Genomic DNA, 15,750 nt, shown 5'->3' on the forward strand with positions numbered 1-15,750 from the left:
CTTGTCGTTCCACGCATTGGTGACCGCCTACATGACCGTGGTCATGTGTGAATTGATGCGCCGCGGCGTCCGGGGTGACGGCCGATTCTGGGGCTCGCTTCGCGGCACAAACTGCAGAGTTTCCCCGGGGGCGACGCGACGCCCCGGGGCCGCTGCGGCGCGCGCCCGAGTGGTCGAGGGTCCGCTCACTCATCGCGGGAGCCGCGGGTCTGCTTCTTCTGTGACTGGTGGCGTTTTGCGTCCAGGCGTCGCTCCTTGGAGGCTCGCGTTGGCTTGGTGGGCCTGCGGCGCTTGGGCACGAACAGCGCCGCGCGGATCAAGTCGGCCAGTTTGGCCCGTGCGTCCTCCAGGTTCTGGGCCTGGGAACGCGTGGCTTGGCTGGTGATGACGAGCGCACCCTCCGCGTCGAGCCGGCTCGCTGCCAGCCGCCGAAGCCGGACCTTCACCTCGGGCCTGAGGGCGCTCGTCGAACGCAGATCGAAGCGCAGCTCGATCTTGGTCGAGACCTTGTTGACGTTCTGGCCGCCGGGTCCGCTCGAGCGGACCGCGCGCACGCCGAGGTCGGCCTCCGGGATCGTCAGCGACGAGTTGACGACGAGATCGCTGGCCATCTCAGCGGATCCCTTCGACGAGCACCTTGAGCGTGCCCTTGGTCGCCGCGTGAGCGAGCGCGCGCTCGGCCTCGGTGAGCGGGTAACGCGCGGCGACGAGCGGCGCCGGATCCAGGCCGGCGGAGAGTGCGTCGATCGCGCGTTGCATGTTGCCGCAGCGTGAGCCGACGACTCGCAGCTCGTTGACGACGACGGGTGCGAGATCGACCTCGACGCGGCCAGCGACCGTGGTCTTCAGCACCAGCGTGCCCCGAGGCTTTGTCAACGAGAGTGCGAGCTCGAGGCCGCCAGTGCTGCCGGTTGCCTCCACCACGACGAGCGCGCGCTCGCGAGCCGGGTCGAGCTCCGACTCGAGCAGCACCCGGGCGCCACAGCTCCGCGCGAGCTCGAGTTTTTCTCGATGGTGTCCGATCAGCGTCACGCCGACGCCGGCGGTCGAGAGCGCTTGCGCGATGAGCAGGCCGAGCTTGCCGTCCCCGAGCACGAGCACGCGCTCCGAAAATCCCTCTGGGAGCTCGTCGAGCACGTGCAGCGCGGCGGCCAACGGCTCGGCGAAGACCGCCCGCTCGTCCGGGACGTCGTCGGGCACGGCAACCAAGCAATGTTCCGGCACCACCAGCTCTTCCGCCAGCGCGCCGTTGCGCCTTAGAATTCCCAGCACGGTGCGCTGGCTGCAGTGATGCCCGGAGCGTTCGCGGCAGTCCGCGCAGTGTCCGCAGCCGGCGTTGATGTCCGCAACGACCCGACGCCCACGCCAGCTCGGTGAGTCGCACTCGACGACGTCGGCGACCACTTCGTGCCCGAGCACGCCGCGGTAGCCCATGTAGCCGCGGGCCAGCTGCAGATCCGTGTCGCAGATCCCAGCCAGGCGCATGCGCAGGCGTGCCTCGCCCGAAGGACGCTGCGGTGACGGATGGTCCCGGTCGAGCCGCGGTGGGTCGGTGTTCACGAGCGCGAGCACGGCGGGAGCATATTGCAGGTGCCGCCCGAGGGGTCCAACGCGAAGGCAAATGTGCGGGGGTCGCGGCGGCATGCGGCTCGGGTGCCCGGGCGGCCTGGCGAATGTCCGGCCGGTCGAGCGTCCGCGCGCTACCCTGGGTCACCGATGTTGCTTCGTGATGCAATGGGGCCTGCGCCCGCGCGCGCGCTGGCCCCCCTCGCCTTGGTGTGTGCCTGTCTGCTGGTGGCGTGCGGCTCCGATCCAGCCGAGTCTGCCTCGAACGGCGGCTCAGGCGGAGGGAGCGGGACGGGCGCGAGTGGGGGAGTAGGCGGAGCGCCCGGCGGGGGTGGAGCTGCGGCGGGAAGCGCTGGCTCGGGCGGTGGATCGGCTGGGTTCGGAGGGCTGTCCGGTGCGCCGACGTTGAAAAGAATTGGCGACAGCCTCGAAGTCCCGACCTGGGCGGGCTCCGCACCGAAACGCTTCGTCGATGTGGCCTACGACCCCAGTCACGACGTCTACCTGATCGTGCACGGCAACTCCGCGACCGGCGGAGCGTTCGTCGACGCCGACGCGGCGCCGGTCGGTGCACCGTTCGCGATTGCGGACGGCAGCGCCTGGACTCAGGGCTCGCGAGTGGCTTACGCCGACAAGAGCGCCACGTTTCTGGCGGCCTGGAATGACAATCGAGAAGGCTCGCCCAAACCCCGGGCGCGCACCGTTCGCTGGACCGGAAGCCAGGTGGAGCTCGGCAACGACTTCGCGCTCTCGACCGAGAACGCCTTCCAGGAGATGGGTCCGGGGATCGGCTACTCCGCGGTGAGCGACGTGTTCCTGGTTGCCTGGCACCGCACGCCAAACGACGACATCGTTGCCGCGCGCGTCAGCGCTGCGGGTCAGCTCGTGAGCGGTGAGATTGTCATCACTCAAGACTCCGACTGGCAGAGCGACGCCGCCATTGCCTGGAGTCCGGATCAGAACCAGTTTCTGGTGGGGTATTCCCACGCTGCCGCTGCCGGTGCCGAGATCCGAGTACAGCGTGTGAGCGCCGCGACCGGCGCGCTGATCGGAGCGGCGGTGTCGTTGACGTCAGCGAAGGGCACGTGGTTGCCACAGCTCGCCTGGCTCCCGGCGAGTCATCGCTTTTTTGCTGCCTGGTACGAGGGCAAGCTGATGGGACGGTTCTTGGATCAGAGTGCGCAGCCGCTCGGCGCAGCGTTCGCGCTGGCGCCGGGTTACGGCAACTACGACGGCTTTGCGCTCGCGTATCACCCGGCGCTCGGTGCATTTGCGGCGGTGTTCCACGGCAATAGCTACGAGGACTTTGCCATGGGGCTCGGCGCGAACGGGGAGCTCGGGCCCGTGTTCGAGGCGACGAAGACCGGCTCGGCAGACGGTAACTTCAATCCGCGAGTCGTGGCGAACGCCAAACGCCCCGAGTGGCTCCTGGTCACTTCGATGGGCTACCAGAGCGTCGTCGCGCAGCGCATCGGGCCCTGAGTCCGGCCCGCCGCGCGCAGTCCGCCGGGCGGGCGGAGCCCTCGACTCACGCCTGCATGGCGTTTAGGGTCCCGCGCGGAGGTCCACATGCGTCTCTGCACGGCACTCTCGGTAGCAATGCTCACGGCAGCGGGTTTCATCGGCTGTAGCGGCTCCACGAGCAACTCGAACCCCACGCCCGCGGGTCCGTTGCCCGTCGAGGAGCTGCCCGACGCCTACGCCAACGGGATCTGCGACAACCTGGTCGATTGTTGCAAGAGCGCCGGCTTCGCGTACGACGCGCAGACGTGCAAGAGCACTTTCAAGAAGCTGATTGGCTCCACGGTTGGTCTCGTTCAGAAGGGCACGGTGCTCTACGATGCGAATGCAGCCGGGGCCTGCGCGGCGGCATTCCCCGGATTCGCCAAGAGCTGTTTGCAGGGCGAGCCGGGCTCTGCCGATTGCGACAAGGTGTTCGCCGGCACCGTCCAGAGCGGTGGAGCCTGCACCGACAGCGCGGAGTGTATCGCCCCAGCGGGGGGAGACGCTGACTGCGACCAAGGCAAGTGTGTGCCCGCGGCGCGGGGTGTCGCGGGCGACGCGTGCAGCGAAACTTGCACCGAGGAGGGGAGCACGACGTACTGCTCTGCCAGCGGCTCCGGGGGTGGGGCCAAGTGTTTCACCAACGACGGTTTGTATTGCGGCGCCAGCACGAGCAAGTGTGAGAAGCGCGTCGCCATTGGGGGGCAGGGCTGCGACTCGGGCGAGGCGTCTTCGTGCGTCAAAGGGGCCTTCTGCGACAATCAGACGTGTGTCGCTCAAAAGGCGCTGGCCGCTGATTGCAGCTACGACGAGGAGTGCCTCGATACGGCGTACTGCGACACGACCTGTGTCGCGAAGAAGCCGCTGGGCGCAGCTTGCACCGATGACTTCTCGGGACAAGAGTGCATCGACGGCGCTTGCGAAGCTCAAAAGTGCGCGCAGGACAGCAACTCGACCTTGGGGTACTTCTGCGGCGGCTGAGGCGGCGGGCGCGGAAGGCTCGCGAGCAGGGGTCTTGATGGGCGGCGCGGTGGAAGAGTCATTGCCGCCGCCTCCGACTGCCCCGACAATCCGGCGGTGCCCCGGGTCGTCTTCGAAGGCAATGCAATCGGACGCGAGAAGTCCCTGGAGCTCGCGGGTCCGGCCGAGCTCGTGGACATCTGCGACGAGCTCCTGGCGCCGGTCCCATTCTCTTGTCGTTCGGCCAGCTGCGGCACCTGTCAGGTGGAAATAGTCGAGGGCGCCGAGTTGCTCGAGCCTCCCGGCGAGGTGGAGGCGGAGCTGCTCGGCATCTTGGGTGGCCCCGAGCACAATCGACTGGCGTGCCAGGCACGCGTGCGCGGCGGACCGGGTTTGATCCGACTCAAGCCGGTGGGGTCGTGATTCAGATCCTCAAGCGTCGTGCCATGAGCCGGGCCGCGACCGAGTAGGCGACGACGACGTACACGAACAGAACGCCGAGGTGGAGCGCGGTGCCCGTATCAGGCGCGCCCCGGACCAGCGCCCGCGAAATGGCGACCACGTGGGTCAAGGGTAGGAGCTGCGCCAGGGAATTGGCCCAAGCCGGCACGTCGTCCAGTGGGAAGAACACCCCGCTGAACAGGAACATCGGCGCCACCAGCAGCGTGAAGTAGTAGTTGAAGAACTCGTAGCTCTTGGAGATCGCGGTCATCGACAGCGCCATCGAATAGAACATCAGCCCAGCCACGAACCCGAGGGGGATGGTCGCGAGCGCGAGCCACGAGTGGACCAGCCCGAACGCCGTCACCACCGTGAGCACGATGCTGGCGCCGAACATGCTCTTCAGGCCGCCCCAGATCGCTTCGCCGGCGACAATCTCCGGGACCGTGACGGGCGTGGCCATGATCGCGTCGAAGGTGCCCTGGGTAGTGAGGCGGGTGTAAGCCCCGAACGTCCCCTCGAAGGTCGCGGTGTACATGACCGTGGAGACGACCAACCCTGGCGCGAGAAACTCCGCGTAGCTCTGGCCGTTGATGGGTGGCACGACGCGACCGAGCCCGTAGCCCAGCGCGACCAGATAGAGCAGCGGCTCCCCGAAGTTCCCGACGGCGCTGGCGGCGGCATAACGTCGCCACACGATCAGGTTGCGGGCCGCGACCTCCCTCGCGCCGTGGAAGAAGCTGGTGCCGGCGCGGCTCATTCTTCCAGCTCCCGTCCCGTGAGCCGAAGGAACACGTCTTCCAGGCTGGCGTTTCGGAGGTGATAACGCGCCCCCGCGCTGCGCGCGCGCTCCACCAGCCCCTCGGCGAGCTCGCTCTTCTTCCCCAGAAAGACCGCCAAGATGTCGCCGGTGTGTTCGTGCACGGCGCCGTCGAGGTCCAGGCCTTCCAAAAACTCGCGCGCTTCCGCGGCCGAGGCGCCAAGCTCGAACACGTCTTTACCGACGTGCTCCTCGATCAACTCCCGCGGCGCGCCCTGGGCCAGGATCTTTCCGTGATCCATGATCAGCAGGCGGTCACACAGACGCTCCGCCTCGTCCATGTAGTGGGTGGTCAAGACCATCGTCACCCCGCGTGTCTTCAGCTCCCGCAGCTTCTGCCAGATGAGGTGCCGCGCCTGCGGGTCGAGGCCGGTGGTGGGTTCGTCGAGCAGGAGCAGCTCGGGATCGTTGATCAGCGCGCGGGCGATCACCAACCGGCGTTTCATGCCGCCGGAGAGCTCGGGCACCGGCTGGTTGCGTTTTTCTCCGAGCGACACGAAGGCGAGCAGCTCATCCGCGCGACGCTCGGTAACCGCCTTGGGTTGCGGGAAATAGCGCCCGTAGACCACGAGGTTCTCCCGGACCTGCAGATCCGGATCGAGGTTGTCGGCTTGTGGGCAGACGCCGAGGCGCGCTCGGATCAGTTTGCCGTCTCGCGCCGGGTTCATGCCCAGCACGCTGAGCTCGCCTTTGCTCGGCAGGCTCGTCGCCTGCAGCATGCGCATCGTGCTGGTCTTGCCGGCGCCGTTCGGTCCGAGGAAACCAAAACACTCCCCGCGCTCGATGCAAAAATCGATGCCGTCGACGGCGGTGAAATCGCCGTAGCGCTTCTCGAGGCGCGAGGCCTCGGCGACGGGATTCGCTGGCATGCGGCGCGCCTATACCACGCGGGGGCGCCTGTTCACGGCACCGAGAGCACGATCTTGCCCACGTTTGCGTTCTGCTCCATGCGCTCGTGCGCCATGCGCGCTTCGGCCAGCGGCATGACGCAGTCGATCACCGGCTTCAGGCTGCCGTCGTCGAAGCGCGGCAGCCAGTTGCGAGCAAAGGTTCGGCTGATCGCCACCTTGTCGGAGACGGGCCGTGAGCGCATCACCAGGCCCAAGATCTGGTAGCGACGCTTCAAGAGCTGCGCGAGGTTCACCTCCGCCATCACACCCCCCAGGACGCCAATCACGACGACCCGCCCGCCGACCGTGAGGCAGCTGGCGTGTTTTTCCCAGTACGTGCCGCCCACGAAGTCCAAGACCACGTCGGCGCCATGCCCGTCGGTCACCTCGCGGACGACGTCGGCGAAATCCTGGGTCTTGTAGTTGATCAGCACGTCCGCGCCGAAGCCCTTCACGCGCTCGAGCTTCTCGTCACTGCCCGCGGTGGCGAGCACCCGAGCGCCCTGCGCGTGGGCGAGCTGTACGGCTGCAGAGCCGACGCCGCCTGCTGCGGCGTGAATCAAGACCGTGCCGCCCGCGGCCAGCTGACCGAGGGTGAAGAGCGCTTCTTGCGCGGTCAAGAAAGCTTCGGGGATCGCCGCGGCTTCCTCGAAAGAGAGGCGCTCCGGGATCGGAAGCGCCATGCGTTCGGGTACGACGACGCGCTCGGCGTAGCCGCCACCTGCCAGGAGCGCCATCACGCGGGTGCCGAGCGGTGGGCCGCTCACACCGGCACCATGAGCCGCCACGACGCCGGCGCACTCGAGCCCGAGGATCTCGCTCTCGCCATTCGGCGGCGGATACACTCCGCGTCGTTGCAGCAGATCCGCGCGATTGAGCGCGGTGGCGCGCACGTCGATGCTGAGCTGTCCTTCCCCCGGCACGGGTTCGGGAACGTCCCCGAGCTCCAGCACCTCGGGACCGCCAGGCTCCCCGAAGACCACGGCTTTCATGCCCCAGCTCTAGAGCGGATCCCGCTGCGATGGAACAAGCGTCGGCTTTCCCGCGGGGGCACCTGGTGGCAGGCTCGGGTCGTGCCCCTTCTAACCGAAGCCCCCCGGATGCGCCGGCTCCTGGTGCGAGTGGTGTTGGTCGTCGCGGCCCTCGCCGTGATCGCCACCTCTCAACCGCGCTGGTCGATGCTGCACCGGTCGGGGGGCGTGGTCACGCTGCCGGTGGGTCAGACTTCGGCCAGGCTCACGCTGGTCGCGGACTCGAGTCACCCTTTGGACGTGCGACTTCGCTTCACGCCGACGTTCAGCGAGCCCGCGGACAGCTCGACGCGGGTGCGTGTTCGGGCGGTTCCGCGCGGAATCAAGTGGCCGAAGCTCGAGAAAGTGCTCGACGCATCCAAGCCGGACGCTGGGGGCGCCGGCTGGGACATGGAGCTTCACGGGGTCGCCCACACACAACCATCGCACGTGGACCTCGACGTCGTGATTGAACGCATCGCGGGCTCCCAGGCGCTGAGCGTCGCGTGGGACGCGGAGGCGGAGACGGGGGAAAAGGGCGACAGCACCACGCCGAAGTCCGCGTCCGTGCGCATCATCGAGGTCCCGAGCGCGCCGCCCTGACCGCTCTCGGGCTCACAGGTGGGCGGCGCCCAGGATCCCCATGCCGTCGCCCAGCTCGCTGACCAGCAGTGGGAGCTCGGCGGTTGGCGCGCCGAATACGTTCGCGCGCAGCGCTTCGCGCAGGCTGGGTTCGATCAGCTCGAATGAGGCGCTGATACCGCCCGCGAACACCAGCGCTTCCAGGTCGAGGACCTTCTGGATCTGCGCCAGCCCGGTGCCGAGGGCGCGCCCCATGTCTCGGAAGACTTGCTGCGCGGCGGCGTCACCGGTCCTCGCGCGCGCCGCGATCTCTGCGGGCTCACTGCCCTCGCTGCCGCCGAGCTCGGCGTAACGGCGGAGCAGCGCACGCGTGCCGGCGTAACTCTCCATGCAACCGCGCAGTCCACACACACATTCGATTGCGGCGGCGGACGTGTCGATGGTGAGGTGGCCGATCTCGGCCGCAAAACCCTGGGCGCCGCGCCGCAATTTGCCGTCGACGACCAGGCCCCCGCCGATGCCGGTGCCGAGGGTCGCACAGACGAAGCTGCGATGTGTGCGACCATGACCAAAGAGCAGCTCTCCCAGCGCTGCGGTCGTCGCGTCGTTCTCGACGCTGACCGGGAGACCGACGCGCCGCTCGAGCTCGGCCTTCATGTTCACACCCTCGAACCCGGGCACGTTCGGCAGCCGATAACAACGTCCCTCGGCGTTCACCTCACCCGGAATGGCGACTCCGACGTGGGAGAAGTCAGCGCCGAGGTCGCGCGCCAGACCGGCGATCAGATCGAAGACCTGCGCCGGCTCGCTGCCCTTTGGGGTGTCGACGGTTCGCCGTTCGATGATCCTGCCGCCATCGACGCGACCTGCCTTGATGCGAGTGCCACCGAAGTCGACCCCGAGCCTCATGCGCTCGCGACCTTGTGCGCGGTCGAAGCCAAACAAAGCTCCAGGGGCTTGCCTAGCTCACGCTCGAGCAGCCGGCCTTTGCGACGGGCACCCCAGACCTCGAGCTCGGCGTCCCCTTGGTGGGTCACAGAGACGCGGAGTTTGCCCGCGAGCTCTTCCACCGTGACGGCGGAAACCAGCTGATGGTGGCTGCGGTCGAGACCGTCTGCCAGGCGCAAGATCCCCGACAGCACCCGCACCGCCTGCCGCCATCGCGTCGTCAGCGCGGCATAGTCCAGATCCCGGCGTCGAGGCCGCGCCTTGCGGTGGTAACGCGCGATCAGCGCGATGAGCTCTCGCTCGTCATCCGTGAAACCGCGCAGCTCACCGTTCCGGATGATGTAGGCCGCGTGGTGTTCGTGCCGTTCGTAGCCGATGAGCTGCCCCACGTCGTGCAAGATGCTGGCGTATTCGAGCAGCCGGCGTTCGTCGTCGCCCAGCCGATGCAGGTGCCGCGTCTGATCGAAGAGCGACAGCGCCAGGGTGGCCACGTGTTCCGGGTGTGGTCCGGACTGACCGCAGCGCCGCGCCAGCTCCATCACGCTGTGGCGCCGGATGTCCTTCACGACGTCGAACTGCCGAATCGAGTCGGCGCGGCTGTCGAGATAGTCGAGCACCAGACCCTCGCGCAGCGCCGCTTCACACAGTGTGATGCGGTCCTGTTTGGCCAGCTCGAGCAGGTTGCACAGGAGCACCGCCCCCACGTGGATGGAATCGGCGCGCTTCGCCTCGATGCCACCGATTAGCGCCCGCTCGGCCGGGCTTGCCGCGGTGAGCCGCTCCGATAGATCTTTCAGGTCGTCGAGGCGCACGATCTGCCCCGTGCCATTCGTCCAGGGCTCGCCGCCCTTCAGCCGGTGGGCAGCCTGGCCGAGCGCCAAGATGGTTCCACTCGTGCCGATCACCAGCTCGAACTGGGCTGCTCGTGCCTCGGTCAGCGCCTGCTCGGCGAGCTGACGGACGTGGTCGTCGAGGTCTTTCTTCTCACGCTTGCCCAGGGCCGCGCCGCCGCCGAACTGAGCGCGAAGGCGCTGCACGCCGAGCTTCAGGCTGCGCCCCAGCCACATCGAGCGGGCGTCCCCGACGATGGTCTCGACGCTGCCTCCGCCGATGTCGATGATCAACGCGCTGCGGTTGGCCAGATCGATGGCGTTGCGCACGGAGAGGTAGATGAAGCGCGCTTCCTCAGCTCCGCTGATCACCTGCGGGACGATGCCGGTGTGTTCGGCGATCGAGTACAAGAACTCGCCACCGTTGTCCGCCTCGCGCACTGCGGCGGTCGCCACGGCTCGGATGTCGGTCACTCCGTGGCGCAGCGCCAGCTTGTGAAACTTGGCGATGGCGCCGAGCCCACTCGCGATGGCTTCGTCCGTGAGACGTCCGTGGTCGAACACACTCTTGCCGAGAAAGACCATCTCCTTCTCGCGATCGAGGATCTCGAACGAGTGGTTGTCGCGGGTGCCCGCGACGATCATGTGAATCGAGTTACTTCCGATGTCGATCGCGGCGAGCTTCATGCTGTGCCTCGGCGCTCGGACAGCGCGTACTAGGGAGAGCGAGCTCTCAGTTTGCATGGCGCGCGGGTGAAGGTGCCGGCTCAATGTGACGGCAACGTGACGACCGCTCAGTACTACGAATGTGTTCAGGCTACCAGATGCGGGGATCCCCGGCGAAAGCCGGAGGTCTCGAGGCCGGGAACCGTCACGCCATGATGTATCCTCCCTGCCCATGCTCGATTGGGGCTCGGACCCCCGCGTACCGGAGCAGATCCCAGAGATCCTCGGTCGCTACGAAATTTTACTCCCCATCGCCAGTGGGGGGGTGGCGACCGTGTACCTGGCGAGCTCCACCGGGGCTGTGGGCTTCGAGCGCGACGTTGCCATCAAGCTCACCCATCGTCACCTGCGCGACAGCCCGGAGTTCTTCACGCAGCTGGTGGACGAGGCGCGCCTGGCGGGGAAGATCCACCACCCGAACGTGGTGAGTGTGCACGATGTCGGGCTCGCCGACCGCAGTGCGTTCATCGTCATGGACTACGTGGAGGGCGACTCGCTCGCCGCCGTCCAGCAGCTGCTGAAACATCAGGGTACACGCATGCCGCTCGGCATCGCGCTGAAGATCCTGGATGACGTGCTGGCGGGATTGCACGCGGCGCATGACCTGCGGGGTGATGACGGCTCGCTCCTGCACCTCGTGCACCGAGACGTCACGCCTCACAACATCCTGGTCGGTACCAACGGCGCCGCACGCCTCACCGATTTTGGCGTGGCCAAGGCCCGTGCGCGCTTGACCAAGACCATGCCGGGCTTCGTGAAGGGCAAAATCGCCTACATGTCGCCGGAGCAAGCTCAGGGCAAGGGCATCGATCGCACCGTGGACGTGTGGGCGGCGGGGGTCGTTGCCTGGGAGCTGATGTCCGGCACACGGTTGCACGACGGCACCAACGACCCCGTCGTGATGATGAGGATCGCACGCGAACCTCCGATGCGCCTGCGCCACGTGAGCCCCGAAGTGCCGCGGGAGCTGGATGCGGTTCTGGCGCGGGCGCTCTCGATGGACCCGCGCTCGCGACCGCCGTCGGCCGAGGCGCTCGCCGAGGCACTGCGCGCGGCGAGCGACGCTGCGGGGGTCGGGCGCGCCGACGCACGCGAGGTGAAGGATTTCTTGCTCGGGCTCGTCGGCCCCGAGCTGGAGGCACGCCGGGAAAAGGTCGCCAAGATTCGCGCCCTGCGCCGGCGGGTCGTGGATCTCGGTGCACAACCGTTCGAGCGTCGATCGCTCGGCACGCCGCCACCCACGAGGGCGACTGCCACCGTCGCCAGCGTTCCGCTCGCCGAGCAGCTCGAGCCGCCTGCACCCCACCGCGGCACGCCTGTCTCGACGCGCGAGCCCGGCGTCGGGACTGGGCCGCGGCGATTTGCAAAGATGAATACGGTCCTGGCGAAGCTCCTGACAGCGCCGCTCGTGTCGCGGGCGTGGGTCGTCGTTTCGGTCATGCCCGCGGTGTCGCTCGCGCTGGGGTACGTCGTCGCGGAGACCCAGCCGAGCGGAACCCGCGTGATCTCGAGCGGCCCGCTCGTGTCGGGTTCGGCACCCACGCCGGCGCGCTCGGTCGTCGCGCCCGCGGTCCCGCCCTCCGCCGCGCCCGAGCGGGTGCTCACTCCGGCAGATCTCGCTGTCGCTCCCGCTGCCGACGCTGACGCGGCTGCGCCCCTGCCGTTGCCCTCGGACGGAGTCATCACCCCCTTCGAGCTCGGCGTCGAGCCGAGCGGCACCGCGACTCCGCCGGGCGCGCGTCCCAAGAGACGTTGATGGCCGAGACCCCTTACGTTGCGGCCGTCGCCGCCGGGCTCGATCGGCTCGAGCGTGTCCTGATCCGCGTTTGGCAGATCGTGAGCCTGCTCGGGATCGTTGCGGGCCTGATCTACGCCGCGTTCATCTCGCGGCCGCTGGGTTTCGCCTGCGCCACGGGTTCGTCCTTGTTCTTGATCTGGTTCGTGGTCGCGGGACACCTGGCCGACCGCGGTGAGGCTCCGGCGTTCTTGCCGCACCTGAACGCCTTCATCGAAGCCCTCGTGCCCTGGGTCTTCATGCTGGCGGTCAGCGCGAGCAAGGGCGCCGACTACGCCCTCGCCTCGTGGGTGCCGCCGTTCTTGTTCTGTAGCGGTCTGGTCGCGCAAGTCGCGCGCTTGAGACTCTGGGCGCCGACCATCCTCGGTGTGTCGGGCGCGCTCGTCTATCCCACGCTGTACTGGGCCTTCGTGCTCGAGCGGGTTCCGCCGAGTGCCCGCGAGTTCTTGATCAACCAACCCGCGACCCAGATGGCGCGTTCGGTGACCCTGGTGATTTCGGGCGGCATCGCCACGCTGTTGGTGCTGGGTCTGCACTCGGTGGTGATGGGTGCCGAGACCGCCGCCCGGGAGCGCGAGCTCGGCGGCAAGTACCGCCTGATCCGTGACATCGCGGCGGGCGCGACCGGCTCGGTGTACGAGGGCGAGTATTGTCCAGAAGGTGGCTTCGTGCGGCGGGTCGCGATCCGGCGTTTTCATCCCCACGTCGCAGTGCACGACGAAATCATGCAAGGTTTCCGCGAAGCCGCGGACGTTGCGCAGCGGTTGGCCCACCCGAACATCGTTCAGGTCGAGGACTTCTTGCGCACGGGCGGCTCATTCTTCCTGGTCCTCGAGTGGGTCGAAGGGGTGTCCCTCGACGCGCTGAGCCGCTCGGCCCGCGCCACAGGGCGAGGATTGAATCCCGAGATCGTCGCTTATCTGGGTCTCGAGCTGTTGGCAGGTCTCGCCCACGCCCACACTGGCGCCCTGGGCGAGGACGGTGCGCCGCTGGCAGTGGTGCACGGTGATCTCTGCCCGGACGTGGTGATGGTGTCCACGGCGGGGGAGGTGAAGATTGGAGGATTTGCGGTAGCTCGCAGCCTGCGCGAGTTCAACCGGCAGAGCGCCGGCCATGTCGACTACATGGCGCCCGAGTGTGCGACGGGCGCCGCGGGACTGACGAGTGATCTGTACTCTGCCGGGGCCATTTCGTGGGAGCTGCTCCTGGGCCAGCGCAGACTGGTCGGCGAGAGCACGAGCCCGACGGGGATCCGCCTGGACCTGCCCGGAGAGTGGGACGCGTTCTTTGCCCGCGCCGTGGCGGACGCGCCAGCCTCCCGAGCCGAGAGCGCGATGGAGCTGATGGCGATGCTTGCGGCCGTACCTCGGCGCGACGCGGCTCGCACGCGGGCGGAGCTGGCGGAGCTGGTCGCGCACGTGCGCGCGAACCAGGCAGCGCGGACGGGCGTCTACGATCCGCTCGGACCCGATGGTCGCCCCGGCGTGTTCGGCTGACGCAGTCTGCTCCGGCGGAACTCAGGCGCTGGAGTCGCCGCCATCGGCTTCGACCCAGCGTTGGTAGGCCTGCGGCGGAAAGAACGCCAGCGCCAGCGCGACGGCGGAGACCGTGCCGAGCAGTGAAACGGTGCTGATTGCCCAGAGGTGCTCCCTGAGTCCAGTCCCGAACACCACGCGGTGGACGAAGCTCGTCCCGTAGGCGACCGCCGACGCGCAGGTCGCAATTCCCCAGAGCAACACCCGGTTCACTACCAGCGGTTCGGCCAGTCCGATGCTGAGCCGCAGGCGCAGCTGTCTGTAGAAGCGCAGGCACTCGAAGGCCAACCATGCGGGCGCAAGTCCCCGGGTCGCGAGCCCAATCGGAACGAAGGGGCCGGAGATCAGCTGCGAATCCGAGTAGCGCAAGTATTCCCCGGAATAGAGCTCACCCGCGAAACCCAAGCCGATGAGCGAACCGAGCAAGATCGCGAAACCGAGCGTGCCTCGGCTCTTCGGACGAAACACACGCCAGGCAAAGGCCACGAACGCACCGTGGCCCAGGCACTCGATGCCAAGGCCGATGAGCGTGAGCAGGCCTCGGAGCTCCGGCGTCCCCTGGATCAGGATCTTGGCGCCGGTGCCGACCGCAAAGCACAAGAAGCCGACGAAGAGCGTCGCCAGCGCCAGGAGCAGCTCGGGCAGCTTGCGGGTGCGCGACCACAAGACCAGGAGCCGCAGGCCGACGACCAGCGACGTGAGCATGAACACGGCCAGCCCCAGCAGACTGAGGACCTTCATCGCTTGAGCCTCCCGGTGGTCGACGAGTCGAGCCGCGCGAAGATCTCGTAGGCCGTGTCCTGGTTCGTCTCGGGGCGGCTGCGGTTACGCTCGCCGAGCTCCGCGGTGAGCGTTTGGCAAAGGTCAGAAGCTGCCTCTACTTTGCGCTTGACCAGCTGCGGCGCCAAGAGCCGGCTGAGCACCACGGTCATCTGGGGAGCGCTCACGCTGCCCGGGTCGAGTCCCACGCTCTTGAGCAGCAAACGCAGGGTGCCGCGGGCCTCGAGACGAGAGAGCGAGGTCCGAGTCTCCAGCTCGGCGCTCACCCACTCGAAGACTTCTGACTCAGCCACGCTCTCGTTTGCTCACGTTGATCAGCGCCGCTTCAGAACGGCTCCGCCGCCTCGGCCCGGTACTCCGGAGGCTCTACCATCATGACGCTGCCCTTGCGAAGCCCCTTGGCCCGCGCCTTGGCATCGTTGGCACGGCTCAGGATTTCGCGGTCCGTCAACGGGCAGTCCGGGTCGACCAGGCATGCGCCGAGGGTCAACGACAAGCGCACGTCGGTGCCGCTGAAGGTCGCTGCGCTGGCCCGGTCGCGGAGCTCTCCGAGCAGCATGCGGGCGAGGGCGACGTCGGCGTTTGGCACCAAGAGCACGTACTCGTCGCCGCCGAAGCGATAAGCGTGGGCGCGCGCGAACGCCCAGGCCTCGATCAGGCCCAGGAACGGTGTCAGCACCTTGAGGTCGACGACCGTCTCGGTGAGCTTGGCGTTCACGGCCTTGAAATCGTCGATGTCGGCGTACGCAACGATCAGGTTTGCGTCGCGCAGCCCACACTCGTGGCGGTAGTGCTTAAGATCCGGGATGAACAGGCGCGGTGCCTCGAGCACGTGGAACTTCTCGTCGAACTCCCGTGGGGCGAGCGGTGGCGCGTCCGGCATGGCCTCCGCTGCGAAACGAATGGACAAGAAGTCGGTCAGGTGAGGAATGCGCTGGGCTTTGGTGCTAGCGCACCAGGGCGCGGCCAGGAAGTCCTCGAAGCGTCGCACCTCGCGGTGAAGTGCGCTCACGATCTGTGGGTCCACGGCCTTGGACAGCGGCTCTTCCATCGACTCCGCGACGCGCCGCCGCTGGGTGAGGAGCACTCGCTTGAGCAGCCCGTCCATGGCGTCGTGGACCTGTAGGGCGCTGCTCCTCGACTCGAGCTGGCGCAGCAGTAGTTGCAGCTGCTCTCTGAGCTCTTGCACGCTGGCCGGCTGAATTCCTCGGAGCTCCCGCCCCAGGGCCTCGACGACGGTCGTCTCGAACTCGCGTGAAAAAGCCTGCACACAGTTGCGCAGGAAGGTCGCCTCACCGCGGTGGAACTCGGGCACGCTCTAGGCTGCCACATTTCAGCGGAAGATGGGACCTCGGACGCCTGCG

Annotated in this window: 16 protein-coding genes; 6 read left to right on the plus strand and 10 right to left on the minus strand. The window is 67.8% G+C overall.

Features of this window, described 5'->3' with window-relative positions; genetic code table 11:
- Positions 1-185: 185 nt before the first annotated feature.
- On the minus strand, positions 186-611 hold the full coding sequence (arfB, locus tag IPI67_10700) for an aminoacyl-tRNA hydrolase (GenBank protein ID MBK7580662.1): 426 nt from the start codon (positions 609-611) through the stop codon (positions 186-188).
- Between the two features lies 1 nt (position 612).
- On the minus strand, positions 613-1,644 hold the full coding sequence (locus IPI67_10705; GenBank protein MBK7580663.1) for an alcohol dehydrogenase catalytic domain-containing protein: 1,032 nt from the start codon (positions 1,642-1,644) through the stop codon (positions 613-615).
- A gap of 72 nt (positions 1,645-1,716) precedes the next feature.
- Here IPI67_10705 and IPI67_10710 point away from each other — a divergent pair, with 72 nt between their 5' ends.
- The 3 genes from IPI67_10710 to IPI67_10720 all read left to right on the plus strand — a co-directional run bounded on the left by IPI67_10710 (position 1,717) and on the right by IPI67_10720 (position 4,452).
- On the plus strand, positions 1,717-3,048 hold the full coding sequence (locus IPI67_10710; protein MBK7580664.1) for a hypothetical protein: 1,332 nt from the start codon (positions 1,717-1,719) through the stop codon (positions 3,046-3,048).
- Positions 3,049-3,135: 87 nt separating this feature from the next.
- The gene (locus IPI67_10715) at positions 3,136-4,050 is read left to right on the plus strand and encodes a hypothetical protein (protein MBK7580665.1); all 915 of its coding nucleotides are present in this window, start codon (positions 3,136-3,138) and stop codon (positions 4,048-4,050) included.
- 96 nt (positions 4,051-4,146) lie between these two features.
- Positions 4,147-4,452, plus strand: a complete 306-nt coding sequence (locus IPI67_10720; protein ID MBK7580666.1) for a 2Fe-2S iron-sulfur cluster binding domain-containing protein — start codon at positions 4,147-4,149, stop codon at positions 4,450-4,452.
- Between the two features lies 1 nt (position 4,453).
- Here the strand turns inward: IPI67_10720 and IPI67_10725 are convergent, their stop codons facing one another.
- From IPI67_10725 to IPI67_10735, 3 genes are read right to left on the minus strand one after another with little or no spacing between them, the layout of a single operon-like run.
- A complete protein-coding gene (locus IPI67_10725) occupies positions 4,454-5,230 on the minus strand; it encodes an ABC transporter permease (GenBank protein ID MBK7580667.1) in 777 nt (258 codons plus the stop codon).
- Positions 5,227-6,159 (minus strand): ATP-binding cassette domain-containing protein, encoded by a 933-nt coding sequence (locus tag IPI67_10730; GenBank protein MBK7580668.1) that lies wholly within the window; start codon positions 6,157-6,159, stop codon positions 5,227-5,229. Before IPI67_10730 ends, IPI67_10725 begins: the two co-directional genes overlap by 4 nt.
- 32 nt (positions 6,160-6,191) lie before the next feature.
- The gene (locus tag IPI67_10735; protein ID MBK7580669.1) at positions 6,192-7,172 is read right to left on the minus strand and encodes an NAD(P)H-quinone oxidoreductase; all 981 of its coding nucleotides are present in this window, start codon (positions 7,170-7,172) and stop codon (positions 6,192-6,194) included.
- A 108-nt stretch (positions 7,173-7,280) separates the two neighbouring features.
- Here IPI67_10735 and IPI67_10740 point away from each other — a divergent pair, with 108 nt between their 5' ends.
- Positions 7,281-7,793, plus strand: coding sequence for a hypothetical protein (locus tag IPI67_10740; protein MBK7580670.1), 513 nt, complete (start codon positions 7,281-7,283; stop codon positions 7,791-7,793).
- Between the two features lie 12 nt (positions 7,794-7,805).
- Here the strand turns inward: IPI67_10740 and IPI67_10745 are convergent, their stop codons facing one another.
- Together IPI67_10745 and IPI67_10750 are read right to left on the minus strand one after the other, a co-directional pair.
- Entirely contained in the window at positions 7,806-8,681 is an 876-nt protein-coding gene (locus tag IPI67_10745; protein MBK7580671.1) for an ROK family protein, read from the minus strand.
- On the minus strand, positions 8,678-10,237 hold the full coding sequence (locus IPI67_10750) for a Ppx/GppA family phosphatase (GenBank protein ID MBK7580672.1): 1,560 nt from the start codon (positions 10,235-10,237) through the stop codon (positions 8,678-8,680). Before IPI67_10750 ends, IPI67_10745 begins: the two co-directional genes overlap by 4 nt.
- A 211-nt stretch (positions 10,238-10,448) precedes the next feature.
- Here IPI67_10750 and IPI67_10755 point away from each other — a divergent pair, with 211 nt between their 5' ends.
- Positions 10,449-12,032: a serine/threonine protein kinase gene (locus IPI67_10755; GenBank protein MBK7580673.1), complete on the plus strand. Its 1,584-nt coding sequence runs from the start codon at positions 10,449-10,451 to the stop codon at positions 12,030-12,032.
- Complete coding sequence (locus IPI67_10760) at positions 12,032-13,567, plus strand: serine/threonine protein kinase (GenBank protein ID MBK7580674.1); 1,536 nt, start codon at positions 12,032-12,034, stop codon at positions 13,565-13,567. Before IPI67_10755 ends, IPI67_10760 begins: the two co-directional genes overlap by 1 nt.
- 21 nt (positions 13,568-13,588) lie before the next feature.
- Here the strand turns inward: IPI67_10760 and IPI67_10765 are convergent, their stop codons facing one another.
- Genes IPI67_10765 through IPI67_10775 form a run of 3 tightly spaced genes read right to left on the minus strand, consistent with a single transcriptional unit; the run spans position 13,589 to position 15,701 of the window.
- Positions 13,589-14,347 (minus strand): hypothetical protein, encoded by a 759-nt coding sequence (locus tag IPI67_10765; protein MBK7580675.1) that lies wholly within the window; start codon positions 14,345-14,347, stop codon positions 13,589-13,591.
- Positions 14,344-14,679: a hypothetical protein gene (locus IPI67_10770; protein MBK7580676.1), complete on the minus strand. Its 336-nt coding sequence runs from the start codon at positions 14,677-14,679 to the stop codon at positions 14,344-14,346. The genes IPI67_10765 and IPI67_10770 overlap by 4 nt, the downstream gene beginning before the upstream one ends.
- Positions 14,680-14,711: 32 nt before the next feature.
- Positions 14,712-15,701, minus strand: a complete 990-nt coding sequence (locus IPI67_10775) for a diguanylate cyclase (protein ID MBK7580677.1) — start codon at positions 15,699-15,701, stop codon at positions 14,712-14,714.
- Between the last annotated feature and the right edge of the window lie 49 nt (positions 15,702-15,750).

The organism is Myxococcales bacterium (assembly GCA_016706225.1).
Lineage (GTDB): Bacteria > Myxococcota_A > Polyangia > Polyangiales > Polyangiaceae > JADJKB01.

Excerpts from the sequence above, each read along its gene's own strand:
- IPI67_10750 (MBK7580672.1), bottom strand. The coding sequence starts at position 10,237 with ATGAAGCTCGCCGCGATCGACATCGGAAGTAACTCGATTCACATGATC.
- IPI67_10715 (MBK7580665.1), top strand. The coding sequence starts at position 3,136 with ATGCGTCTCTGCACGGCACTCTCGGTAGCAATGCTCACGGCAGCGGGT.
- IPI67_10735 (MBK7580669.1), bottom strand. The coding sequence starts at position 7,172 with ATGAAAGCCGTGGTCTTCGGGGAGCCTGGCGGTCCCGAGGTGCTGGAG.
- IPI67_10745 (MBK7580671.1), bottom strand. The coding sequence starts at position 8,681 with ATGAGGCTCGGGGTCGACTTCGGTGGCACTCGCATCAAGGCAGGTCGC.
- IPI67_10730 (MBK7580668.1), bottom strand. The coding sequence starts at position 6,159 with ATGCCAGCGAATCCCGTCGCCGAGGCCTCGCGCCTCGAGAAGCGCTAC.
- IPI67_10765 (MBK7580675.1), bottom strand. The coding sequence starts at position 14,347 with ATGAAGGTCCTCAGTCTGCTGGGGCTGGCCGTGTTCATGCTCACGTCG.
- IPI67_10740 (MBK7580670.1), top strand. The coding sequence starts at position 7,281 with ATGCGCCGGCTCCTGGTGCGAGTGGTGTTGGTCGTCGCGGCCCTCGCC.
- IPI67_10725 (MBK7580667.1), bottom strand. The coding sequence starts at position 5,230 with ATGAGCCGCGCCGGCACCAGCTTCTTCCACGGCGCGAGGGAGGTCGCG.
- arfB (MBK7580662.1), bottom strand. The coding sequence starts at position 611 with ATGGCCAGCGATCTCGTCGTCAACTCGTCGCTGACGATCCCGGAGGCC.
- IPI67_10755 (MBK7580673.1), top strand. The coding sequence starts at position 10,449 with ATGCTCGATTGGGGCTCGGACCCCCGCGTACCGGAGCAGATCCCAGAG.
- IPI67_10760 (MBK7580674.1), top strand. The coding sequence starts at position 12,032 with ATGGCCGAGACCCCTTACGTTGCGGCCGTCGCCGCCGGGCTCGATCGG.
- IPI67_10710 (MBK7580664.1), top strand. The coding sequence starts at position 1,717 with ATGTTGCTTCGTGATGCAATGGGGCCTGCGCCCGCGCGCGCGCTGGCC.
- IPI67_10705 (MBK7580663.1), bottom strand. The coding sequence starts at position 1,644 with ATGCCGCCGCGACCCCCGCACATTTGCCTTCGCGTTGGACCCCTCGGG.